The following is a 22,487-nucleotide window of genomic DNA, read 5'->3' on the forward strand; positions in this document are numbered from 1 at the left end:
TCGGGAAAATGAGGGTTTTAATAACAGGGGGCGCTGGCTTTCTTGGCAGCCATTTATGCGACTATTTTCTTGAAAAAGGCTATGAAGTTATTTGCCTGGACAATCTAATTACTGGAAACCTGCGGAACATAAGCCACATCTTGTCCGACAAAAAACTCAGGAAGAGATTCAAGTTTGTGAAAAGGGACATCACCAATTACATCTGGATTACCGGCAAGCTGCACGGAATCCTCCACTTTGCCAGCCCAGCCTCTCCAATTGACTATGCAAAAATCCCAATCCAGACGCTGAAGGCTGGAGGTTTGGGAACCCACAATACCCTTGGCCTGGCCAGGATGAAAAAGGCCCGCTATCTGCTTGCAAGCACTTCTGAAGTGTATGGCGACCCATTGGTGAATCCCCAGCCTGAAACATACTGGGGCAATGTTAATCCAGTCGGCCCGAGGGGGTGCTATGATGAGGCCAAGAGATTCGCAGAGGCCTTGGTAACTGCCTACAGGAACATACATCATGTTGACACCAGAATAGCAAGAATCTTCAACACATACGGGCCTCGGATGAGGGGCCATGACGGCCGGGCAGTGCCTGCATTCATAGACCAGGCTTTGGCCGGCAAGCCAATAACTGTCTTTGGCAAGGGCGATCAGACAAGGAGCTTTTGCTATGTGTCAGATTTGGTTGAAGGCATCTACCGCCTCTATAAGTCGGACATCCAGGAGCCCGTGAATATAGGCAATCCAACTGAAATGACAGTAAGGCAGCTGGCGCAGGAAATAATCCACATTACAAAAAGCAAAAGCAAGATTGTTTACAAGACTTTGCCCGTTGATGATCCGCAGGTCAGAAGGCCTGATATTGCCCGTGCCAAAAAGCTCCTGAAATGGGAACCAAAGGTTAGTTTAAGGGACGGCCTTAAAATGACTATCGCGACAATCAAGAAATAATTCACTTCTCTCTCTACATTTCATTCCCAGCCAATACATCGCACATCTTTTTCAAACTCTCTTTTTGACTGCTGCCTGGAGCATTTCCAAATCCTTATTGTCAAACACTCTCATGAGCAGTGTCAGTCCAACATATATGCATGCGGCAAATGCTATCTGCACCCACAGGCTGATGCTGGCCAGGAAAATGCACGATGCGGCAAGCGCAGCCACAAAGGGCTTCCAAATCTCAAAAAAAGCAACTGTTGAATCCACATATTTCATAATAAGGTGATAATACAATAACATCAAGAGCAGCTCGCTGATAACTGTGGTTATTGCCGCGCCCACAAATCCATAAATTGGTATTATCAGGAGGTTCAGCACAATGTTCACCGCAGCGGTGATCCCCTGGTAAACCACCCTTTCCTTTTGACGGTCCATAGACGCCAAAACACTGCCATTAACATTGCTCAAAAACCTGAAAATAACCACAATGCTCAAAACCCTCAGCACGATTATGCTGCTTTCATATGCATGGCCATATAGAATCGTTATTATTTGTGGGGCAAGCACAAAGAATCCGACTGCAATTGGAGGTGCCAGTACCATCATGTACTTCGCCGACCTGCCATAAATCATTTTGAAGCTGTCAGATGACCTGGTAAAGACCCTTGAAAGAACAGGGAATATGGCAAATGTGTAAATGTAAGGTATGATCATTATGGCCAGTGGGATATTGTATGCAGCGCTGTAAATGCCCACCTCATAATCCCCTCTCATCTTGGAAAGCATGACACTGCCTATGTAAAAATAGATATTGTAAAAGACCAGGGTAAGTGCAAAGGGTATTGATTCCATGAACAGGCCCTTTATGAAAGCCCAGTCATGCTCATATTTGATTCTAACATACTTCGCAGCCATAATCCAGAATGACAAGATCAGCAATGCTGCCTCGCTGCACAAATACAAAAGGGCAACAGCAAATAGGCCATATCCATTCCACAACGCTGCTACCACACCGGCAGTTAGAAGGATTGCCCGCAAGGCCTTGATTGCCCCATCCCACTGCATTTCTTCATAAGCGACGAACACTGAGCTGAAAAGGTCAGTGAAGGATTTTAACAGGAACGAGCCAAAGAAAATATAGACAATTATTCTCACTTCCCTGAGATAGCCAAGAAGGTTAAGGAAAAGCATCACCAATAAGAATGAACCAATTGTCAGCCACAGCTTCAGGTACAAGGAATTGCTCAGGTACCTTGCAGCCAATTTTCTGTCCCTGCTGACTTTTAGCACCAGCAATAGCTGCAGGCCCAGCCCTGCCAGGATAACAGCAATCATGGAGAAGGAAATCGCAAAATTATACCTTCCAAAAAGCGCGCTGCCAAGCTCCCTTGCCATGAACACGACAAGGAAAATCTGCAGCACCCTGACTATGAATTCAGCAGCTGTCAGCACAAAAATATTCCTGGCAATTCTTCTGACTCCTTCCATTCTGACCGGTCCATCCTAAAACCAATATGTTTATAAATGTTTATTTTAGCTTTTAGCAGATAATATCGTCATGTATCATATCATGCACCAGCCTCAGGCTGTGTCGGGGGCAAGACTTATGGCCTATAAGCCAGTTTTGGTTCGCGGAATGCCCAGGCATTCTGCTGTGAATTTTGGCAAATTCGTGGTCCTGTTAATCATTGCACTTCCGGTTTTTTGCCTGCTGTTCAGGCAAAACTACACCAGCTTGCTGTACTATGTGCTTGGCATCATCATACTTGAAATTCTTATGCAGGTATTTGTCAATTATCTCCGGGGCAAATTTCCATGGATGATAACTGCAAAGGATGAACTGCCCGAAATTAATCCTAAGGGCCTCGACAGCTTCATGAAACATGGCTTTGATGCAGAGCTTGGCTGGATCAGGAAGCCAAACACTTCAAAGGAAGAAAAGGGAAAGGAAGGCACTTCAAAATATCACATCGGTGCAAATGGAGCAAGAAAAAATCCGGGTTATGAAAAAAAGCCTCTCAAAATATCTGTCTACGGCGACAGCTTTGCCTTTGCGCGCCAGGTAAATGACAACCAGACATGGGAATGGCACCTCAGCAAGCTTACAAAAAGCAACGTGCTTAATCTTGGCGTGGGAAATTATGGGCTTGACCAGTCCATAATCAGGATGAAGCGCGACTATCCAAGCAGCCGGACCCCTGTAGTAATAATCGGGGTTGTCCCCTCCACTATTGTGCGTGTGCTGTGCATCTGGAAGCATTACAATGAGTTCGGGAATGCCCTTGCATTCAAGCCCATGTTCGTGCTCGGCGGCAAAAAGCCCAGGCTTGTGCCAAACATAATGACATCAAGGGAGAAGATTCTCAGCCTTGAAGGCCATCTTGATTATTTTCAGAAGAATGATTATTTTTATAAGGCAAAGTTCAGGAAGGAAATGATAAGCTTCCCCTACACAATGTCATTTTTTGGCAATCCGCTGAGGAACATCCCTCTTGCCCTGCTCATCCTTTGGTCTGAATTCTTCGAATCAGCTGAGCAAAAGGCAAAACAGGTTTATTCCACTCCCATGAAAGTAATAATGGACATTAACCTGGAGCTGAGATATGCGCTTTACACCAAGAATGATTATGCCCCTGAATTGATGAGGCAACTGGTTGTAAAGGAATTTGCAGATTATGCCAAGCGCATGAAATTCAGGCCTGTTTTCCTGATGTTGCCGCAAAAAGATGATGTGGCCTTTGTCAGAAAGCACGGCAATTATTATGCTGAATTTATCAAAAGCATTTCAGGCAATGTGGTGGCAATTGATTTGACAGACAGCCTGCTGAAAGCCAGGGACATTGACAGCCTTTACTCTGATGACAATCAGTATGGCGGGCACTACAGCAAAAAGGGAAATAAATTCGTAGCTGAACATGTTTATTCAGCACTCAAGGATGCCAAACTGTTCTGAGCCAAACTGGTCTGATTGGCTTATTCCCTGCTTCTCCTAATCATATATGAAAATAAATAATATTTTCGAATTTTATCTGAATAATAATATATTCTACTAGTAATACTAGTATCTAAAACGCTAAAGTTTAAATACCTCTATAATTTCGCACTTGGAGTGAACTGCCATGAAAGCCAAAGTCTGGAAAAACAAGTCAAACGGCCAGCTGTGCATAACCATAGCCAAGAATTCCGGGGTCAGGGAAGGCGACCTTGTTGAAGTCGACCAGCCTAAGGTCAGGACAATAGCTTACAGCGGTGTTGTTGCGGACATGTTCCATTACGGGCATTTGAACAGCCTCCTGTATGCAGCTTCAATCTCTGATTTCAATGTGTGCGGAATTTTGACAGACAAGGCAGTTGAGGAATACCGCGCCAGGCCAATTGCCAATCTGGAAGAAAGAAAAGCAATTGTTTCCAATCTTAAGTGCGTTGACAGGGTCATGGTGCAAAAAACGCGCGACCCGACTCAAAACCTAAAAAAGCTCCATGAGGAATTTCCTGAGGCGGAAATAATCCTTGTGCACGGCTCTGACCTAAAATATGTGCACGGCTCAGAATACATCACCCAAATCAATGGCAAGGTTATGCAGCATCCCTATTATGACAGGCTTTCCACTTACAAAATACTCAACCGTTTCCTGGAATCCGGCACAACCCTCAAGGACATAACCAACTTCACCTCTTACATCGCAGGCAAGAAGCCGTTTGACACAGAGGACAAGCGCGGGAACAAGATGATTGTTTCCACCAAGGCTGAAACCCTGAAGGCGCTGATGCCTCTTGTCAGGAAATCCAGAATTGAGAAAATGTACATTTTCACAACAGCAGACTGGAAAAACCAGCGGGAGCAAATCCTGAGGGACATAAAGGAAAGCTTTGCAGGAAAAATCATTGTCCGTTCATCTGCTGTGAACGAGGACACGCTTAAGCAGTCGCTCGCAGGAAACTATCAAAGCGTCCTGAATGTAAATCCGGGCGACGAAAAATCCACTTCATCAGCAATTAATGCGGTATTGGATTCGTATGCCAAAGGCATGGGTGAAAGCAGCTTCAACCAAATACTGGTGCAGCAGCAGACAGAAAACATTGCAATGTCAGGCGTAGTGTTCACCTACGCTCTTGGGACAAATGCACCTTACTATGTAATCAACTATGACTCCACCACAAAAAGCACAGACAGCGTGACAGCTGGACGTGAAAGCCAGTCAATGATGATATTCCGAAAAAGCAGGCAGTATCCTGCCAAAATGCAAAGACTCATGGAAGCGGTGAAAGAGCTCGAGGAGCTTATTCCCGGCCTGCCGCTGGATATTGAATTTGCCATTGCCGGGAACAAAGAAAGCGTTGTCTTGTTCCAGGTCAGGCCATTGGCCGCCAACATCAATGAAGCCAGGATGGATGACCAGGTCAGGGAAAGGATTTCACAGCTGAAACAGAAGTTTTCCCAATTATCCAGGCCAGTTGCCCATCTTGAAGGCTCCTACACAATTTTCGCTGACATGCCTGACTGGAACCCTGCGGAAATAATTGGGGACAATCCGCATTATCTGGATTTTTCCTTATATGATTACCTCATAACAGACAGCGCATGGCACGAGGCAAGGACATCACAGGGATATTTTGATGTCAGCCCGGCCAAGCTTGTTGAGCTTTTCGGCAATAAGCCCTATGTCAATGTGAGGAACACATTCAATTCGTTCACCCCTGCCACAATATCAAAGGCATTGAGAGGCAAGCTCATTGCATTCTATCTTGAAAAATTAAAAAAACAGCCAGAGCTGTATGACAAGGTGGAATTTGACATACTTTTTACCTGCTATGATTTAGACTATAATGCTCGAGCAGATGAGCTCCTGAAAAACGGCTTCTCAAAACAGGAGACTGAAAGCCTTAAGCAATCTCTAATTTCCCTAACGAACAACCTTGTGCTCGCAAGCCCACAGTCCATCAGGGCAGACATGGATGATGGATTTTCCCTGAAAAAAAACAGGGACAAAATTGCACTCCAACAAAAAAAGGAAACACCTTCTCCAATGAAGATCATATCTGACGCAAAACTTCTTCTCGATGACTGCAGGAAGCTTGGCACAGTCCAATTCTCAAGGCTGGCAAGGCTCGCTTTTATCGCTAAAATAATCCTAAAGAGCCTTGTGTCAAACAAAATTGTGTCAAAGGAATGGGAGGATAATCTTCTTGCTTCAATCTCAACCGTTGCCACTGATATGAAAACAGACTTTGAAAAACTGGCCGAAGGCTCAATGAGCCAGGAGGATTTTGTTGAAAAATATTCCCACCTAAGACCCGGCTCATATGACATCACCTCACCACGTTATGGCTCAAACCCGGACCTCATCAGCACAAGCCATGCCGAGCTAAAAACCAAAGCATCCGAAAAAAAGCGGACTTTCAAGCTAATTCCTGAGGACAGGAAAAAAATAGACAAAGCATTCATCAAACACGGGCTAACATTCAATGCTGGCCAGTTCATGGAATTTGTCAAGGCAGCTATCTCATCTAGAGAGCTTTCAAAATTCGAGTTCACAAAGAATCTGAGCGACGCAATTGAGCTTTTGGCCGAAGCTGGCATGAAAATGGGCTTTACGCGCCAGGAGATTGCCATGCTGGATATCAACGAAATATTTGAAATGAACAACTCAGCCACCAATGCGCACCAGCTCAGCCTCAAATGGAAGGAAAGGATAAAAACCCGGACCGAAGAAAGAGGGATTAACAACCACCTTCTGCTTCCATCAATTTTGTTTTCAGCAGATGACTTTGATATTGTCAGACATCACAAGACAAAGCCAAATTTTGTGACTCAAAAATCAGTTGAGGCGGAAATAATCGAAATAAATAATAGCTCGGACTCCAGCATACCTGATATTGAAGGCAAGATTGTGCTGATTGAAAACGGCGACCCGGGCTATGACTGGATTTTTACAAGGGAGATAAAAGGCCTTATCACAAAATATGGAGGGGCAGCTTCCCATATGACAATAAGGTGCGCTGAATTCAGCCTGCCTGCTGCAATTGGCAGCGGCGGCACAATATATTCACAGCTTCAGTCAGCAAAACGGGCAAGGCTGGACTGCAAAGGCATGCGAATAACAGTCACGGAGGCAAAATAAAATGTGGATGGCCATAACGCAAAGAAACGAGAAAAACAGGCACGGCTCTGCAATAGATGTGCTCGAACAGAACTATGTCAACTTTTTTGAGAAATTTGGCATTAAGCTAATTGCCATTCCAAACAGTACATCTGATATTGAGCAATATTTCACACAGCTTCCTGTCAAGGCCTTAATCATTACAGGCGGAGGCGATGTTGATCCTAAGCTGTACGGCGGAAAAAGAAAAGAAGGCATGGAACTGTCCTCAATGCGCGATGCAACAGAAAAAAAACTCATGGCTTATGCAGTTGAACACAAGCTTCCCGTCCTCGGCATCTGCCGCGGCTGCCAGTTCATAAATGTCTTTTTCGGCGGAAAAGTAATAACCGGCATCAAGGACGCAGTCGGAGAAACACATGTTGGCGTTGAGCATGGCATAAAAGTTGTGGATGCTTCAGTCCAGGCAGTGCTCGGCAAAAAAGGAAAAGTGAACTCCTACCATGACCACGGCATGACTGAAAAAGAGCTTGCCAAAGGACTGAAACCATTTGCACTGTCTGAAAAGGGCGTTATTGAAGGCTACTATCATGAATCGCTTCCCATTGCAGCGATAATCTGGCATCCCGAAAGAAAATCTCCTGACAATAAATTCAATGCTAAGATTATAAAGGCATTCATGGCTGGGAAATTGTTCTGGAAAGCCAGAAATACAAGATAGTCAGGGGAATGCTGATTCAAAATTCAATCAATATTTGTCCAAAAGAATTATCTCAATTTTGTCATTGCTATTTTCTGCTCAAGCACTTCCTGGCTTTTGCCATTTTCCCTGAGCCATCTGTCCTGCTCCTGAAGGATTTCCATTCCCAGGTCAACTTCCGTTCTGACAGAGGGCTTTTCGAAACCTGCCAGGCCCCTTTGTCTGAATACAACGCTATGGGGGTGTCGGCTGTCATACTCCACTTCAATGCCTGTTAATGGTTCCAATGCCCCCCCTGTCTGTTCAAAATACTTAATCAATCTTTCAGGGTCACTGCCATCTTTCCCCATTAGCATATCCAGTGTCAAATATAAGAAAAATTCAATATCCCCGGAATGACCAAAATTAATGTCCAATTGCTTAGGCCTTATATTGCTTACTTTAGACTCATTAAACAAATTTAAGGATCGGTAAAAATGTGCTCCAATTCTGCATGCATATTCTCTCAAAGAAATTCCTGGATCAGCTGGATTTCCGGCCTGTGGGTTGTCCAGTCCTTGTTCAAGCCAGGCTCGCAAAGGTGCATGTTCTCCATCACCAGCCGCATAGGTATCGGATTTTTTTGCCTCCGCCCACAAATCAGACATTGCCTTTGGGCCCAAATTAACCGCTTTCCCATCTCTGTCCATGGCATAGCTTCCAATGAGGGGAACAACATTTGGCCCTGCCAGTCTCCTTGCGCCATTTTTTTCACCGTTCAATCTTGGATCTATATTCAGTATCTCATAAACAATACCAGCTGTTGCCCTTGCCCTGTCAACAGGGGATGTGCCTATTATAACATTTTCATCTCCATGCAGACCATGCATAATCTCACCGGCATAATTCACGATATAAAACAATTTAGAAGAGTCCAGCAATGCTTCTGTGCCGGCCCCGTGAGCATTTGGGTCATTGTTCTTGTGCCCATGCCTTACAATTTTCTGTGTGTAAAGTTTGTCCATTTTGCCTGCTATTATCAAGCCATCTATCCCAATATTTAAACCTTTGTATAATTTTCTACTATAAAATAGTAAATATATATTGATGCAGGCACAATGTTTATAAAACAATTTGCAATACAATTATCAACATAAACTCAGTAAAATTTCAACCTCAGGAGTGCAAAATGAAAGCAATCATCCTCGCAGCAGGAATGGGGACAAGGCTGGGCAAGTACACCAAGGATTTGCCAAAATGCATGCTCAAGTTCAGCGGCAAGACCCTTCTGGAAAGGCAGATTGAAACATTGAGAAATGCAGGCATCAGGGATATTTCCATTGTCACGGGCTACATGGCTGAAAAAATAAATTATCCCGGAGTCAAATATTACAAGAATAAGGATTTTGCAACAACCAACATGGTTGAAAGCCTTTTCTGTGCTGTTGATGAAATGACAGATGACCTGGTTGTCTGCTACGGCGATATTGTCTACCAGAAAAGCGTGATTGATTCTGTGATGCAGAGCAAGGCTGACATTGGCGTGACTGTTGACTTGGATTACTGGCCATATTGGGCTGCCCGCCTTTCCGAGCCTGAAAAGGACATAGAAAGCCTTGTGGTGGATAAAAATGGAAAAATAATCGACCTTGGCAATCCGGACTGCAGCCTTGAAGAAGCCAAGGTCCGCTATGTCGGCCTTATTAGATTCTCAAAAAAGGGGCTTTCAGCGCTGAAAAAAGTCTATTCAGAAAATAAAAAAAAGTATTTCAGCAAAGACGCGCCATGGTTGCGCTCAAAGTCTTTCAAGAAAGCGTATATGACATGCATGCTCCAGGCAATGATCAATGCGGGCTACAAAGTCATGCCTATACCAATCAATCGTGGCTGGCTCGAATTTGACACAAGCGAAGATTATGAGAAAATGAGCGGGCTTCATAAATCAGGCAGGCTCAAGCAATTTATAAAATTGGATGCATAAAGAGCCAGTCCGAGCAACCATTTCAATTCTAATCGGCCTATCTATCGCCAAAAACAGATTTGTAATACTGCTCAACTGCCTTTCCATTATAGTGCACAACAAATGAGATTATCTGCTTAACAACAGAACCCGCACCATATGCAACAATGAACCAATAAAAGACTGAGTAGCTCATAAAATACCTGCTTCCATTCATCCAATTTGCATATTCAATTATTGAAATTATCGTGAGGTACACTATGTGGGCAGGGTCGCCCCAAAAATTCAGAAGCTTGCTGTAAAGGTCGCTCAGTGACTTGCCGGCGCTGGAGCCCTGAAGGTTTATCTGCTTTGCAGAAGCCTTGCCCAATTTACTTTTCCCTTTTTTCTCGTTGCTGACTTTTTCTTCAAGCTTTATCTTCATAACAGTTGAAAAAATTGTCTCAATGACAATGGATTTGGAAAACACAGAGGCAAGGAAGCCGAATATCAGCACACTTGTCCAGCCTGTTTTAATATAGGCCCCAAAAGCAACTGCAAAAAACATAAGGTGCGAGACCATGGCATGGTAAAAATCCTCCAGAAACATGCCTGATTTGCTGGACATGCTCCTGTACCTGGCAATTTCCCCGTCACAGCAATCAAGAATGACCGTAAAGTGTATTATCAATATCCCAACCAGGATATTGAGCAGGCTTCCTGTAAACATGAATATTGCGCCTGTAATCACGAGGAATATTTCCAATAGGCTGACCTGGTTTGGCGTAATCCCGGTATGCAGCAGAAGCCAGGTGACATAGATAGAAACCTTGTTTGAAAAATGCTTATTGTACCATGGCCTGAAAACCTTATGGCCATGATAGCAAATCCTTCTCAATTCCTTTGGCGATTCTACCATAACAATCCCCTGTGGCTCTGGCCTATGCCCGAGCATCAATGTAAATTCTATATCAATGCATAACCAAAAGCGCGATTATAAATCTATGCTTTCGACGGAGGTTGCCTCTTCCCACTACCCACAGCTTCCTCAATAATTTTTTCAGTCTGTTTCGAAAGGCTTTCCCATTTCAGTTCCTTAAGATGGGCAGAATAATCCGGCCTGTCTTTTTTCCCCAGGGCCTTTGCCAGTTTGTCAGCAAGGTCTTTGGCATCACCCGGCTTTGCCAGGGAATCACCGTAATCCTCAAGCATCAATGCGATATCCCCTATTTTGGTCGCGACTATGTTCACGCTGCATGCCATGTATTCGGGCAGCTTGTAAGGGAAGCAATACCTGCTGAACTCGTTTTCAAGATTCGGGATTACAACAGCATCGCTGGCATTGATTGCCAGCACAACTTCCTCTCTTTTTGGGAGGGCTTCAAAAATCACATTCTCCCTCTCAATGTCAATATTGTTCTTTACCTGCCCGCTTAGCAGCAAATAGGTATTTGGATGCTTGCGGAGCAATATATCAAAGGCATCCAGCAGGACATTTGCGCCTTTCAGGCTGCTGATCTCGCCGACATAAGTAACTATTTTCCCATTATTCCCTGTTTTTTTCGCCAGGCCCAGCTTTTTTCTCGCCATTCTCTGGTCTATTTTCCTGAACATACCAAGGTCAACGCCATTTGGCACAACTCCTATCCTTCCTTTCCTGAACTGGGAAATGTGGCGTTTCAATTCCCTGCTCACCGTGATGAGCCCGTCAGCCTCGCGAACTGCCTTTCGGTCATAATGCCCGACCAATGGGAATTTGTAGGCATCATAAATCTCAAAATTGTCTTGCAAATCATAAACAAACGGAACGCCATATTTCCTGGACAGGCAATTTGCCATGATGCCATAAATGGGGTCTGTAGTTCCGACTATAGCATCATACTGCCCCTGGCGGACAATTTTTTTCATTTCATTCCAAAGGCTGTAGAAGCTCCACCACCTAAATGGCCTGACAATGTACCTTATGCCATTTTTTTTTGCAGTAAAATTTTCATGCTTGACTGTGTCAGGGCAGAAGAAGTCGATTTTATGGTCTTGGACAAGCGGCTTGAATAGGCTGATTTGCCTGCCGAACTCACGGCTGACCATGTCCTGGCCAGCGCCAAAGCGCTTCATTATTACAAGAATTTTCATTTTGAGATGCTATCTGGATTTTCCAAGATAGCTGGTATACCACTCTATTGTCTCTTTGAGTCCCTCATCCAAGGTATGCTCAGGCTTCCATTTCAGCAGCTTTCGGGCCTTGTCGCAGGCAAGGTACTGCCTGTCAATCTCATGCCTGGCCTGGCCGAGCACTTTGGGCTCGATTTTCTTCCCCATCATCCTGATTATCTTCCTGAACAGCTCAAGCACGCTTATTGGCGTCTCAGCTCCGAAATTAAAAGCCTGGCCAACAATCTCTTTCCTGTCCATATTCTCTGCAAGGGCAAGATACGCATTCACAGCATCCTTGATGTACATATAGTCCCTCTGCAGTGTGCCGTCGCTCCTTATCACTGGCACATCCCCTCTCAGCACAGATGATACAACATCAGGGACAATCCTGCTGTAATTCAGGTCGCCTGGGCCATAGGTGTTCGCATTTCTCGTGATTGCAATCGGCAGTCCGTATGTTTTGAAGTATGAAGTTGAAAGTATGTCGGCGCATGCTTTCGAGGCGTCGTATGGATAATAGCCAAGCAATGGGCTGTCTTCTGTGTAAGGCAGCTTTTTCTGCTGGCCATATGCCTTGTCGCTCGATGCCATCACAATTCTCTTGACGCTGCCGAGCAGCCTGCACGCCTCAAGGATATTCCATGTCCCCTTGATATTGGACTCAAAAGTTGACAGTGGTGACTTATTTGCAGATCCCACCAGCGCCTGTGCAGCAAGATGGAATACAGTGTCAATCTCAAACTCATTCAATGTGCGCTGCACAACTGCAATATCAACCAGGTCGCCATGGACAACTGTTATCTTTTGCCTCATGTTCCAGATGTCAAGGCAGTTTTCTTTTTTTATATCGCGGACAATAGTAACTACATTTGCGCCCTTCTCAACTAGTGTTTTTGCCACCCATGAGCCAATGAACCCATCAGCGCCAGTGACCAGCACTTTTTTCCCTTTCCAGAAGCTCATTTCCAGACCACCCATTTCCTGTCAGTTTTCCAAAGCTCATTGAATTCGATAACATCCTTCAAGGTATTCATTGATTTCCAAAATCCGCTGTGCTTATAGGATGCAATTTGCCTTTCCCTGGCCAAATCAGTGAATGCCTCTCTTTCCAGGTCATAGCCTTTCTTGATATAGTTGAAAATCTTCCTGTTTATGACATAAAACCCGCCATTGATAAGGTGGTCAAGCACAGGCTTTTCCAGGAAGTCAGTCACCAGTCCATCCTTGTCTGTTGTGATTATGCCAAACTGCGACATCAGCCTCACAGCAGTCAGGGTCACTATCTTGCCATGCTTCTTGTGGTGTTCAATAACCTTGTTGATATTCGCGTCAGTCAGGTCATCCCCGTAGCTCAACAGGAAATCCTCATCATTGCCCATGAGCTTCTTTGCCATCTTGAGCCTTTCTCCCTTATTGCTTTCCTCCCCGGTGTCCAGGAAAGTTATGTTGAATTCTGAATTCCTGAAGTAATCCTCGATTGCCTTTTTCCTGTATCCGAGAAGCAAAATAAACTCATTATGCCCATAATGCTTATAGAGTTTCATGAGGTGCCACAATATTGGCCTGTCGCCTATTTTTATCATGGGCTTGGGCAATTCATCTGTCATTTCGCTTAGCCTTGTTCCCTTTCCCCCGCAGAAAATAACCACTTTCATTGGTCAGTATTATTTGATACTTATTTAAAAAGTCTTCTGTTATCATTGTCGGTTATTCTGTCGACAAACAGGCAGAAATGCCAGCATGGCGGCACAGGTATGCCCATATGGCAAAACACCGCAGCCAAAGCAAATTTTTATATACACTCATGGCTTTTTGCGGCATATGCCAAAAAGCCAATCCACGACAGGCAGGCTGACCTCTCGCATCCTTGTTACAGCAACGACTTTTCCCAGGTGGAAAAATGACACAGAGCCCGCATTCGTCTATGAGCTGTCCAGGCGCCTGGCCGGACAGGGTTATCAGGTTGATGTCCTTGTGCCTCATCATCCGGGCGCAGCAAGATTTGAGAGCATGGGCGGCATGAGGATTCACAGGTTCCAGTACTTTTGGCCTGCATTCATGCAAAAGCTCTGCTATGACGGCGGCATTCTTCCAAATATCAGGCGTTCATTCCTTGCCATGGTTCAGGTTCCATTCTTAGTCCTGGCAGAATGCTGTGCTGTGCGCAGGCTTGCCCGGAAAAACAAGTATGCGCTAATCCACGCGCATTGGGCTGTCCCCCAGGGCTACATTGCAAACCGGGTCAAGCAGGGCCTTGGCACAAAATATGTTGTTACAGTCCATGCCGGCGACGTTTTCCCGCTTCGTAACTCCTTTTTCAGGCATTTTGCCAAGAAGGCAATCCGAAATGCAGATCATTGCACAGCCAACTCAACATACACTGCTGAGAAAATAAGGTCCCTGTTCGGGAAAGGGAATAATAAAGAGAATAATACAGATTCTCCGACAGTTTCCCCTGAGATAATACCCATGGGTGTGGATTTCTCAATGTTCAGCAGGAAAAGCCGGCCAAACATGAAAGCCAGGCTCGGCATTGCAGGCAAAATGATACTGTCAGTCGGCAGGCTGGCAGAAAAAAAAGGCATCAGCTACCTCCTTGAAGCTATGCCCGCTGTTATAAAATCAAATAAGAATGCTAAGCTGGTTATTGTCGGGGACGGCCCTGAGAAAAAAATCCTGCAGGATAAGGCCGAAGGGCTCAGAATTTCCAAATCAGTCATTTTCACAGGCAAAGTAAGGAACGAGCTTCTTCCATCATACTACAGTTCAGCTGATGTATTTGTTTTGCCGTCTATAATTGCAGAGGGCGGCGACACTGAAGGCCTGGGTGTTGTCCTTCTCGAATCCATTGCGGCAGGCACGCCTGTTGTGGCCAGCAACGTCGGCGGAATCCCGGACATTGTCAAAAACGGCAAAACCGGCCTCCTTGTTCCGCAAAAAAAGCCCCAGTTGCTTGCTTTGGCCATAAACAGGATTCTAAAAAACAACTCGCTGGCAAAAAGCCTGGCAAAGAACGGGCTGGTGCATATCAGGCAGGCCTATTCTTGGGAAAAAATTGCTTCAAGATTTGCCAAGGCCTTTAAGCAAGTGTTAACAACAAGCAGGAAACAGGATTGAAAGGTGTCCAAGGTGAAAGTTTCTGAATTCGCGGAGTTCTACAGGCTCATCAGGCAAAGGACAGTCTCTGAAAAGCATTACATCAGGTTCCAGGAGTTCCAGGCAGAAAGGGTAGTGAGGGGAATTGCAGAAACAGTTGGCCTCAAAGGAAAGCTGATGCTTGACCTTGGCTGCGGCCGCGGCGGGTACACCAAGATTTTCCAGAAGCAGGGAGGCATTGTCGTATCGCTTGATATGGAACACCCCCCTGTGCCTAAGCTGTTCAGGGCATTCGTGCAGGGAGATGCAACCCAGCTCCCTTTCAAGGACAACACCTTTGATTTTGTTTACTCTTCAAGCCTAATAGAGCATCTTCCGGTTCCTTCCAAGTTTCTGAAGGAAGTCTGCCGCGTCATAAAAAAGGGTGCTGTTTTTTACCTGAGCTTTCCTCCATTCTACACCCCTGTCGGGGGCCACCAGTTCAAGCCCTACAACATGTTCCTGCCGGAGAGGGCAGCAACCTTCATGGCAAGGAAGTTCAACAACTCACGCTCATACAAATACAACGACGAGCGCGGGAAGCTATACATAATGACCATAAGAAAGGCAAGGAAACTTGCGAAGGCAGCGGGCTTTACTATCCTGAAAACCAAAACTAGGTTTTTGAAAATAAATCCATCAAGGATTCCATTGCTAAATGAGATACTGACTTGGCACGTTGAGTTTTACCTGCAGAAATAGCCATGATGAAATTCATCAGGAAAAGCCTTGCGACAATCTTTTCTTTCTTGTTCCTACTTAACTTTTCTTGCCTTGATTATCTGGTAGTGCGCATGATACGGGTCAATCCATGCAAAGAATCTCCCAATCAATTCCGGGAAAGGGTAATATCCGGCGCCCTTCACAGCTTCTATCTGAAATCCAGCCTGCGTTAATGCTCTCTTCAAAGACCTTGTTGTCATCACCACGACATGTCTTAGCGCACCCTGCTTCTTCTTGTCCATTTTTTTCCCGCTGTTGAAGACTTTTTGCATCCTGTCATCATTCATCTTGCTGATGCAGGCCATGTCGCCGTCTGTATTGTCCTTTATATGGGGTCCTGAAAATGGCTGCATGCCCATAAGCAATGCAAAAACATTATGCCAGCTTGCGAGATTTGGCGTGCCAATAAGGGCATAGCCGTCCCTGTCCAAAACCCTGTAAACCTCTGCAATGAATTGCTCAGTGTTTACCAGGTGCTCAATCACATGGTATGCAATTGCCACATCCACCGACCGGCCGGGAAGCGGGAATCTGTCATTGAGGTTTCCGATATAGACTGTCAGGCCCCTTTTCTTGGCCTGAATTGCCTTGCTTTTCACAAGCTCAATGCCTGCAACATTCTTGGTGCCTATAACGCCGGCATACTTCATGCTGTTTTCGCCATCCCAACAGCCCAGGTCAAGCAGCCTTGCGCCCTTTTTCCTTTCCATCAGGGAATAGAAAATATCAGTGGACCTTCTTGCAGTGCCCTGATAAAGCCATTTAAGATATCGTTTTATCATTTTGACTTTTCCATATCTGCCAGGAATCCAAAAAGTATTATCTGCACGCCCAGGGTTATCAGCAGCAGCGTCAGGATGACTGTTGGCGTCCTCCCGACAAGCCCTATTGCCAGGAACCTGTACACAAGGTATATGCCAAGCGCAATCCCGAACCCGAGAACAATGCCGCCAATCATGCCGAAAAATTTCAATGGCTCATAATCCCTGTAGATCCTGATGATGTTAATCCATGCCCTTACAGCATATCCCAATGGGTTGCTTATGAGCCTGCTTTTCCCGTCCTTCCTCTTGTCAAAGAACACCGGGACCTCTTTAACACGGAACTTCTGCTTGACAGCACGGATAATCTGCTCCTGGGTATAGGTGTGGTTGCTCCTTATGTTCACTTTCTCCGCCACCTTTCTGGTGAATGCGCGGAATCCGGTCTGGCCATCTGTAATCTTTGTCCTGGTTATGCTTGATATTATGCTGGAAAAAGCCATGTTCCCAAGCCTTTTGACAATTGGCATCTGTTCGATGTGCCCTAAAAATCGGCTGCCAAGCACAATGTCATTGCCATCCTCAATCTCCTTTAGAAGCTTCAATATTTCAGTTGCGCGGTATTGCCCGTCTGCATCGATATGCACTATGACATCAGCCTTGTGCTCAAGGCATTTCTCGATCTCAGTCCTGAAGACCTCAGCAAGCCCATAGTTCCTTGGATGGCTGTAAACCACTGCGCCAAATTTCCTGGCCAGCTTTGCCGTGGCATCTGTTGAGCCGTCATCAACAACAAGAATCCCGTAATCATATCTGGTCTTCTGCATGACCTTCTTGACACTTTCTATGACTGTGCCAATGCTCTTTTCCTCATTGTATGCGGGTATGCTTACAAAGACTTTCATGCCGCAGAAAAAGGGCAGGGCATTTAAATAATTTTGCAATGGGCAGGCGCTGTCCAGAGACTTGGTTTTGGCATCAAAGTTGCGAGGCTCTTCAATTATCGCCTAAAGCATTTTTCGCGGTGTTGTCACTCGTTTCACTCGTTCGACACTTGAGCAATTCTTCGAATTGTCAAGTTCCAGATAGAAAAATGCAATTATTGTCATTTGTTCAAAGCCGAGCCGATGCCAAAACTCGAGCCGAAGGCGAGATTCTGGACAGAGCCCAATGGATAAGGCGCTGCAGAAAATGTAAGTCCTGCCGTCAATTGACTGCCTCCCTCCGAACCAATGGGCAAGGCTATCCGGATTTTTTGTATGATGCAGCGCAATAAGGGCAGCAGAAGACAAGTGATGCGCCCTTAATCTTTTCGACATGGCCGAGGCCAAGGACCCGTGCACGGCAATGCACGCACACCCTGACTTTTGTCTCAATCAGGCTGTCAAGGACTCCGCCAAATTTTTCTATCACATCCAATACAAATTTCCTGCCTGCAGGCGTGAGGCGGTATTGTTTCTTTTCCCTCGCTTTTGGCGTTCCATGGACTATGTACCTGTTTTTCTCAAGGCTCTGCAAAAAAGGATAAATCTGGCCGGCGCTTATTTTCCTCCCGAGCTTGTCGCCGATTTCCATTATTATCTCGTAGCCATGCATAGGCCTGCTGTTGAGGAGCAGGATTGTGTAGAATTTCACCATGTTTGTAATTTTGACTGCCATGCATCCTGGTAAAACCGCAACCTTTATATATTTTATCAAATTCCGATATATCCAAATATGATATATTGATTGCAGGCATAAAGATGTATGGCTACAGGAAAAAGAGAAGGGGTTTGAGGAGGGCAGAGAATGGTTCTGCTCCAAGGACTGCCTTGCCAAGCGTAAGGAAAAGGTTGGAGGCGAGGCCATGATGCATAAATCAAGTGGCCATGGTTGCTGCCATTAAAAACAGGCGTTAAAATGGGCATCGAAGATAAGAGCACTACTAACCGGCTTTTTCAGGCATTGGTTTTTGCTGTTTTTTTGCTGGTTATGGTTGTTGCCATTGGCTGTGCCGTGCAGAAGCAACCAGCCATGCAAACTCAGATACCAACCCAGATATATAAGAACACTTACAAGAATATGTCTGTGTATGAATTGCATGGCCAGCTCAGGAACAAGGACTTTGTGCTGATTGATGTGCATATTCCTGAGCAAGTACACCTTAATGGTACAGACTATGTCATACCCTACAATGAAATCATGGACAACCTTGGTAATCTACCGCAGGATAAGAATGCCAAGATTGTTTTGTACTGCAGAAGCGGAAAAATGAGTCAGGAAGCTGCTGAAAAATTGGCGGCAGCGGGCTATACAAACATATATAACGTGCTGGGCGGAATCAATGAATGGGGAAGCATGGGCTATGGGGTTGGATAATGGTGCATGAAAATAATACATCTCAAGGTAAACCAAGCATCACTCCGATAATTTATGGACTTTTAGGATCGATTGTCTTGTCAGCTCTTTATTTTGGGCTGATGACCTGGCTAAGCGGTTTTAAGATTGCATGGGAGCAATTCATGCAGCTGTGGCCGTGGATGAGCATCCTCATCACCGGGTTTGGCATGCAGGTGGGATTATTCACATACCTCCATCAGCAGAAGAAACTTACTGCAGATGAAAAGGCAAGCATGGCAGCTTCAGGAGGGGTGTCAACGACCTCAATGCTTGCGTGCTGCGCGCATCACCTAACCGACATCGCCCCCCTGCTCGGGATTAGCGCCCTGACATTTTTCCTTGCGAAATATCAAGTTACATTCCTTGTATTTGGTATTTTTTCAAACATCTTTGGCATTGTATTCATGCTGAAGAGCATGAGTAGATGCGGGATAAAAACGAAGTCAGGATTCATGAAACTGCTTTTATCAATGAAACATGCATTCTGGCTTAAAGTTGTTGTATTGGCCGGAATCACTGCAACGCTTATAAGCGCAGTGATTGCAGTTAGAGGTGTGTAAAATGGCTGGTAAAAAAAGGAAAAGCGCCGGAAAAGGCAAGGAAGATAGCAACTTTGAGAAAGCTGTGCTCAGTGTGTTGATTGCAGTGCTCATTATTTCTGCCGGCTTCACTTTTTATACTCTTTTTATGCCCGCTAAAAACGATAAGGCAACAAATAAAAATCCAGGGGGCAGCCAGCCAGGGCAGGCAGCCCAGCAAACAGGACTCAATGAGATAGTCACCGGGAGCACAGATGCGGGAGGGGTGGCAATCCAGCTCAGGCCTATTGGCGTTGAGAACGGGAAACTTAGGGTTGATTTTGCAGCAAACACCCATGATGTGACATTGTCCAATTTCTATCTGTCAGATATAACCACTCTTGAGTACAATGGTATTACTTTATTGCCTGAATCTGTGCCTGTAATGTCCGGGCATCATGTGTATGGCCAGCTCATATTCAATCTTGATGCAATGCCAGGGAGTTTTACAATCAAAATAAAGGGAATACCGCTTGTGGATGAGAGGGTCTACCAGTGGAGCACAAAATGAAAAAGAAAATAATGGCCGTCAAGGGCATGCATTGCGCAAGCTGCGCCATCACAATAGAGAGGTCACTGAAGAAGGTCGAAGGAGTGCAAAAGGCGAATGTAAATTATGCCAATGAAAAGGCATATATTGAATTTGACGAGGCAAAAACAGTAGAAAGCAAACTTGTCGATGCAGTTCGGAAAGTTGGCTATGATGTTTATGAGGATGCAAAAGTGTCTTCTGCCAATCCAAGCGGCACCGGTTCAGGAGATGCTGCAAAAAATGAGAAAAAATCAGGGGAGAAGGCATCAGAAGAGACAGCCAGGCTTGATGTGGAAGGCATGATGTCCCAGCACTGCGCGCTGATTGTGGAAAGCAGCGTGAAAAAGCTCGAGGGAATCAAGGATATCAAGACGAATTTTGCAGCCGAAAGGGCCGAGATAAAGTTTGATCCAGGAATTGTTGGCGTGCAGGAGATAATTAAGGCCATTGACAACTCCGGCTACAAGGCAACACTGGCCGATGCTGATGAATCAGGATTGCACGCAGACCATGAAAAAGCCATGAGAGACAAGGAAATCAGCAAATTGAAGGCAAGATTCATTGTGTCTCTTGTCTTTGGGCTTCCTCTACTCTATCTTGCAATGGCAGAAATGACTGGTCTCCCAGTTCCTGGATGGGACATGAAAATGATGGCTTTTGTCCAGCTCGGGTTTGCAACACCCATCATATTTTACTCGGGGATCAGCATTTTCACAAGCGGTGTCAAGGCAATGCTCAACCTGAATCCCAACATGGACAGCACTATTGCCTTGGGCACAGGCACTGCCTACATCTACAGCCTGCTTGTGACTTTTTTCATAGAAGGGCAGCTGTATTATGAAATCGCTGGGGTGCTTATTGTATTCATTCTGCTCGGCAGGCTGCTTGAAGCAAAGGCAAAAGGCAAGACAAGTGAGGCAATAAAGAAATTGATAGGCCTCCAGCCGAGAACAGCGCTGGTCGAGCGGGACGGGAAGGAAATAGAGGTAAAATTCGAGGAGGTTGCAGCAGGGGACATTGTCATAGTGAAGCCAGGCCAGAAAATCCCCGTTGACGGGATGGTCCTGAGCGGCGCTTCCGCAGTTGACGAGTCAATGATCACGGGAGAGAGCATACCTGTTGAAAAAAGTGAAGGGGACAATGTTATTGGAGCAACCATAAACAAAACGGGCACTTTTAAGTTCAGGGCAACAAAAATAGGAAAGGACACTGTCCTTGCCCAGATAATCAAACTGGTCGAGGAGGCGCAGGGAAGCAAGGCGCCAATCCAGGCTCTCGCGGACAAAATTTCATATTATTTTGTTCCGACTGTTGGGGCTATTGCGATAATTGCTTTCCTGCTCTGGTATTTTGCATTTGGCATGGGCTTCCTGTTTTCATTTGGCACATTCGTCACAGTTCTTATCATTGCGTGCCCATGCGCCCTTGGTCTTGCTACCCCTACAGCAGTCATTGCTGCAACTGGAAAAGGAGCTGAGAATGGCATTCTTATCAAGGATGCAGAAAGCCTGCAAAAATTGAGTGATATAGATGCTGTTGTTTTTGACAAGACGGGGACATTGACAAAGGGCCAGCCATCTGTCACTGATATCCTCACTTTTGGGAAATATAATGCAGACCAATTGCTGAACCTTGCAGCAATAGCTGAAAAGAGGAGTGAGCATGCGCTGGGAGATGCGATAGTAAAACATGCTGAAGCAAAGGACGTTGTACCTTATGCACCAGACAGCTTCAAATCCATAACAGGAAAGGGTGTTGAGGCATCATTCAAGGGAAAGAAAATACTTGTTGGAAACCGCAAGCTTCTGATTGAGCATAAAATCCTGTCTGGCAAAGAAGATATGGATGGTGTGACTGAAAGCTTTGAAAAGCTCCAGGATGAAGGCAAGACTGTTGTTTTCGTGGCCGTGAACAGAAAAATTGAGGGGATAATTGCCATTGCGGACACGCTGAAGGAAAGTTCAAAAAAGGCAGTTGAGGAATTGCTTTCAATGGGCAAAGAGGTTGTCATGATAACAGGCGACAACAGGAAGACAGCCGAGGCAATAGCAAAGCAGCTTGGCATCAGCAAATCCCTTGCAGAGGTGCTTCCTGGCGAAAAATCAGAGGAGATTAAGAAAATGCAGGCAAGCGGAAAAAAAGTGGCTTTTGTCGGGGATGGAATAAACGATGCTCCTGCATTGACTCAGGCAGATGTTGGCATTGCTGTAGGGGCAGGAACTGACATTGCCATAGAGGCAGGGAATGTCGTGCTGATGAAAAGCGACATTATGGATGTGGCCAAGGCAATGAAGCTGAGCAGCTACGCAATGAAAAAAATAAAGCAAAATCTTTTCTGGGCATTTTTCTACAACATAGTCGGCATACCTATTGCAGCAGGGGTGCTCTATCCTTTTACAGGATTCCTGCTAAACCCTATTATTGCAGGAGCAGCCATGGCTTTCAGTTCAGTTAGTGTTGTTGGAAATTCATTGTTGATGAAAAAATATAAATTTAAATAAACTTGCAGACATTTATGCACAAAGAATCAATCACGGTCCATCCTGATTTTAAATTAGACTACATTGAAAACAG

20 protein-coding genes are annotated in these 22,487 nt (G+C 45.3%); 11 read left to right on the plus strand and 9 right to left on the minus strand.

Going from position 1 to position 22,487, the window contains the following annotated elements; translation table 11 throughout:
• Nucleotides 1-8 precede the first annotated feature (8 nt).
• On the plus strand, nucleotides 9-944 hold the full coding sequence (locus J4227_03325; GenBank protein MBS3109532.1) for an SDR family oxidoreductase: 936 nt from the start codon (nucleotides 9-11) through the stop codon (nucleotides 942-944).
• 51 nt (nucleotides 945-995) lie between these two features.
• Here J4227_03325 and J4227_03330 read toward each other — a convergent pair whose 3' ends face one another.
• On the minus strand, nucleotides 996-2,420 hold the full coding sequence (locus J4227_03330; protein ID MBS3109533.1) for a flippase: 1,425 nt from the start codon (nucleotides 2,418-2,420) through the stop codon (nucleotides 996-998).
• Nucleotides 2,421-2,538: 118 nt separating this feature from the next.
• Between J4227_03330 and J4227_03335 the strand changes: the two genes are divergently transcribed.
• The 3 genes from J4227_03335 (at nucleotide 2,539) to J4227_03345 (ending at nucleotide 7,754) form a co-directional block, all read left to right on the plus strand.
• On the plus strand, nucleotides 2,539-3,885 hold the full coding sequence (locus J4227_03335) for a hypothetical protein (protein MBS3109534.1): 1,347 nt from the start codon (nucleotides 2,539-2,541) through the stop codon (nucleotides 3,883-3,885).
• Nucleotides 3,886-4,051: 166 nt separating this feature from the next.
• The gene (locus J4227_03340) at nucleotides 4,052-7,054 is read left to right on the plus strand and encodes a hypothetical protein (protein ID MBS3109535.1); all 3,003 of its coding nucleotides are present in this window, start codon (nucleotides 4,052-4,054) and stop codon (nucleotides 7,052-7,054) included.
• 7 nt (nucleotides 7,055-7,061) lie between these two features.
• Entirely contained in the window at nucleotides 7,062-7,754 is a 693-nt protein-coding gene (locus J4227_03345; protein MBS3109536.1) for a gamma-glutamyl-gamma-aminobutyrate hydrolase family protein, read from the plus strand.
• Between the two features lie 47 nt (nucleotides 7,755-7,801).
• Here J4227_03345 and J4227_03350 read toward each other — a convergent pair whose 3' ends face one another.
• Nucleotides 7,802-8,737, minus strand: a complete 936-nt coding sequence (locus tag J4227_03350) for a hypothetical protein (protein MBS3109537.1) — start codon at nucleotides 8,735-8,737, stop codon at nucleotides 7,802-7,804.
• 164 nt (nucleotides 8,738-8,901) lie between these two features.
• Here J4227_03350 and J4227_03355 point away from each other — a divergent pair, with 164 nt between their 5' ends.
• Nucleotides 8,902-9,693: a phosphocholine cytidylyltransferase family protein gene (locus tag J4227_03355; GenBank protein ID MBS3109538.1), complete on the plus strand. Its 792-nt coding sequence runs from the start codon at nucleotides 8,902-8,904 to the stop codon at nucleotides 9,691-9,693.
• Nucleotides 9,694-9,730: 37 nt separating this feature from the next.
• On the opposite strand, the gene J4227_03360 is transcribed toward J4227_03355, so the two are convergent.
• From J4227_03360 to J4227_03375, 4 genes are all read right to left on the minus strand, one after another.
• Nucleotides 9,731-10,570 (minus strand): CDP-alcohol phosphatidyltransferase family protein, encoded by an 840-nt coding sequence (locus J4227_03360; protein MBS3109539.1) that lies wholly within the window; start codon nucleotides 10,568-10,570, stop codon nucleotides 9,731-9,733.
• Between the two features lie 83 nt (nucleotides 10,571-10,653).
• On the minus strand, nucleotides 10,654-11,784 hold the full coding sequence (locus J4227_03365; protein ID MBS3109540.1) for a glycosyltransferase family 4 protein: 1,131 nt from the start codon (nucleotides 11,782-11,784) through the stop codon (nucleotides 10,654-10,656).
• Nucleotides 11,785-11,793: 9 nt separating this feature from the next.
• The gene (locus J4227_03370) at nucleotides 11,794-12,768 is read right to left on the minus strand and encodes a GDP-mannose 4,6-dehydratase (GenBank protein MBS3109541.1); all 975 of its coding nucleotides are present in this window, start codon (nucleotides 12,766-12,768) and stop codon (nucleotides 11,794-11,796) included.
• Nucleotides 12,765-13,460, minus strand: a complete 696-nt coding sequence (locus tag J4227_03375) for a glucose-1-phosphate cytidylyltransferase (protein ID MBS3109542.1) — start codon at nucleotides 13,458-13,460, stop codon at nucleotides 12,765-12,767. Before J4227_03375 ends, J4227_03370 begins: the two co-directional genes overlap by 4 nt.
• A gap of 166 nt (nucleotides 13,461-13,626) precedes the next feature.
• Between J4227_03375 and J4227_03380 the strand changes: the two genes are divergently transcribed.
• Both J4227_03380 and J4227_03385 read left to right on the plus strand, forming a co-directional pair.
• Nucleotides 13,627-14,922 carry a glycosyltransferase family 4 protein gene (locus J4227_03380; protein MBS3109543.1) on the plus strand — a complete coding sequence of 432 codons (1,296 nt, stop codon included), beginning with the start codon at nucleotides 13,627-13,629 and terminating at the stop codon, nucleotides 14,920-14,922.
• A 12-nt stretch (nucleotides 14,923-14,934) separates the two neighbouring features.
• Nucleotides 14,935-15,642: a class I SAM-dependent methyltransferase gene (locus J4227_03385; GenBank protein MBS3109544.1), complete on the plus strand. Its 708-nt coding sequence runs from the start codon at nucleotides 14,935-14,937 to the stop codon at nucleotides 15,640-15,642.
• 53 nt (nucleotides 15,643-15,695) lie between these two features.
• Here J4227_03385 and J4227_03390 read toward each other — a convergent pair whose 3' ends face one another.
• From J4227_03390 to J4227_03400, 3 genes are all read right to left on the minus strand, one after another.
• Complete coding sequence (locus tag J4227_03390) at nucleotides 15,696-16,445, minus strand: methyltransferase domain-containing protein (GenBank protein MBS3109545.1); 750 nt, start codon at nucleotides 16,443-16,445, stop codon at nucleotides 15,696-15,698.
• Nucleotides 16,442-17,329 (minus strand): glycosyltransferase family 2 protein, encoded by an 888-nt coding sequence (locus tag J4227_03395; GenBank protein ID MBS3109546.1) that lies wholly within the window; start codon nucleotides 17,327-17,329, stop codon nucleotides 16,442-16,444. The genes J4227_03390 and J4227_03395 overlap by 4 nt, the downstream gene beginning before the upstream one ends.
• Before the next feature lie 337 nt (nucleotides 17,330-17,666).
• The gene (locus J4227_03400; GenBank protein ID MBS3109547.1) at nucleotides 17,667-18,083 is read right to left on the minus strand and encodes a PadR family transcriptional regulator; all 417 of its coding nucleotides are present in this window, start codon (nucleotides 18,081-18,083) and stop codon (nucleotides 17,667-17,669) included.
• Nucleotides 18,084-18,323: 240 nt separating this feature from the next.
• Between J4227_03400 and J4227_03405 the strand changes: the two genes are divergently transcribed.
• Genes J4227_03405 through J4227_03420 form a run of 4 tightly spaced genes read left to right on the plus strand, consistent with a single transcriptional unit; the run spans nucleotide 18,324 to nucleotide 22,414 of the window.
• Nucleotides 18,324-18,782, plus strand: coding sequence for a rhodanese-like domain-containing protein (locus tag J4227_03405; protein ID MBS3109548.1), 459 nt, complete (start codon nucleotides 18,324-18,326; stop codon nucleotides 18,780-18,782).
• The gene (locus J4227_03410; protein MBS3109549.1) at nucleotides 18,782-19,363 is read left to right on the plus strand and encodes a hypothetical protein; all 582 of its coding nucleotides are present in this window, start codon (nucleotides 18,782-18,784) and stop codon (nucleotides 19,361-19,363) included. The genes J4227_03405 and J4227_03410 overlap by 1 nt, the downstream gene beginning before the upstream one ends.
• Before the next feature lies 1 nt (nucleotide 19,364).
• Nucleotides 19,365-19,892: a hypothetical protein gene (locus tag J4227_03415; protein MBS3109550.1), complete on the plus strand. Its 528-nt coding sequence runs from the start codon at nucleotides 19,365-19,367 to the stop codon at nucleotides 19,890-19,892.
• Nucleotides 19,889-22,414: a copper-translocating P-type ATPase gene (locus J4227_03420; GenBank protein ID MBS3109551.1), complete on the plus strand. Its 2,526-nt coding sequence runs from the start codon at nucleotides 19,889-19,891 to the stop codon at nucleotides 22,412-22,414. Before J4227_03415 ends, J4227_03420 begins: the two co-directional genes overlap by 4 nt.
• Nucleotides 22,415-22,487 lie beyond the last annotated feature (73 nt).

Source organism: Candidatus Woesearchaeota archaeon (assembly GCA_018303405.1).
Lineage (GTDB): Archaea > Nanobdellota > Nanobdellia > Woesearchaeales > JABMPP01 > JAGVYD01.

Coding starts and splice junctions, on each gene's coding strand:
- J4227_03325 (MBS3109532.1), top strand. CDS start 9: ATGAGGGTTTTAATAACAGGGGGCGCTGGCTTTCTTGGCAGCCATTTA.
- J4227_03330 (MBS3109533.1), bottom strand. CDS start 2,420: ATGGAAGGAGTCAGAAGAATTGCCAGGAATATTTTTGTGCTGACAGCT.
- J4227_03335 (MBS3109534.1), top strand. CDS start 2,539: ATGGCCTATAAGCCAGTTTTGGTTCGCGGAATGCCCAGGCATTCTGCT.
- J4227_03340 (MBS3109535.1), top strand. CDS start 4,052: ATGAAAGCCAAAGTCTGGAAAAACAAGTCAAACGGCCAGCTGTGCATA.
- J4227_03345 (MBS3109536.1), top strand. CDS start 7,062: ATGGCCATAACGCAAAGAAACGAGAAAAACAGGCACGGCTCTGCAATA.
- J4227_03350 (MBS3109537.1), bottom strand. CDS start 8,737: ATGGACAAACTTTACACACAGAAAATTGTAAGGCATGGGCACAAGAAC.
- J4227_03355 (MBS3109538.1), top strand. CDS start 8,902: ATGAAAGCAATCATCCTCGCAGCAGGAATGGGGACAAGGCTGGGCAAG.
- J4227_03360 (MBS3109539.1), bottom strand. CDS start 10,570: ATGGTAGAATCGCCAAAGGAATTGAGAAGGATTTGCTATCATGGCCAT.
- J4227_03365 (MBS3109540.1), bottom strand. CDS start 11,784: ATGAAAATTCTTGTAATAATGAAGCGCTTTGGCGCTGGCCAGGACATG.
- J4227_03370 (MBS3109541.1), bottom strand. CDS start 12,768: ATGAGCTTCTGGAAAGGGAAAAAAGTGCTGGTCACTGGCGCTGATGGG.
- J4227_03375 (MBS3109542.1), bottom strand. CDS start 13,460: ATGAAAGTGGTTATTTTCTGCGGGGGAAAGGGAACAAGGCTAAGCGAA.
- J4227_03380 (MBS3109543.1), top strand. CDS start 13,627: ATGCCAAAAAGCCAATCCACGACAGGCAGGCTGACCTCTCGCATCCTT.
- J4227_03390 (MBS3109545.1), bottom strand. CDS start 16,445: ATGATAAAACGATATCTTAAATGGCTTTATCAGGGCACTGCAAGAAGG.
- J4227_03395 (MBS3109546.1), bottom strand. CDS start 17,329: ATGAAAGTCTTTGTAAGCATACCCGCATACAATGAGGAAAAGAGCATT.
- J4227_03400 (MBS3109547.1), bottom strand. CDS start 18,083: ATGGCAGTCAAAATTACAAACATGGTGAAATTCTACACAATCCTGCTC.
- J4227_03405 (MBS3109548.1), top strand. CDS start 18,324: ATGGGCATCGAAGATAAGAGCACTACTAACCGGCTTTTTCAGGCATTG.
- J4227_03410 (MBS3109549.1), top strand. CDS start 18,782: ATGGTGCATGAAAATAATACATCTCAAGGTAAACCAAGCATCACTCCG.
- J4227_03415 (MBS3109550.1), top strand. CDS start 19,365: ATGGCTGGTAAAAAAAGGAAAAGCGCCGGAAAAGGCAAGGAAGATAGC.
- J4227_03420 (MBS3109551.1), top strand. CDS start 19,889: ATGAAAAAGAAAATAATGGCCGTCAAGGGCATGCATTGCGCAAGCTGC.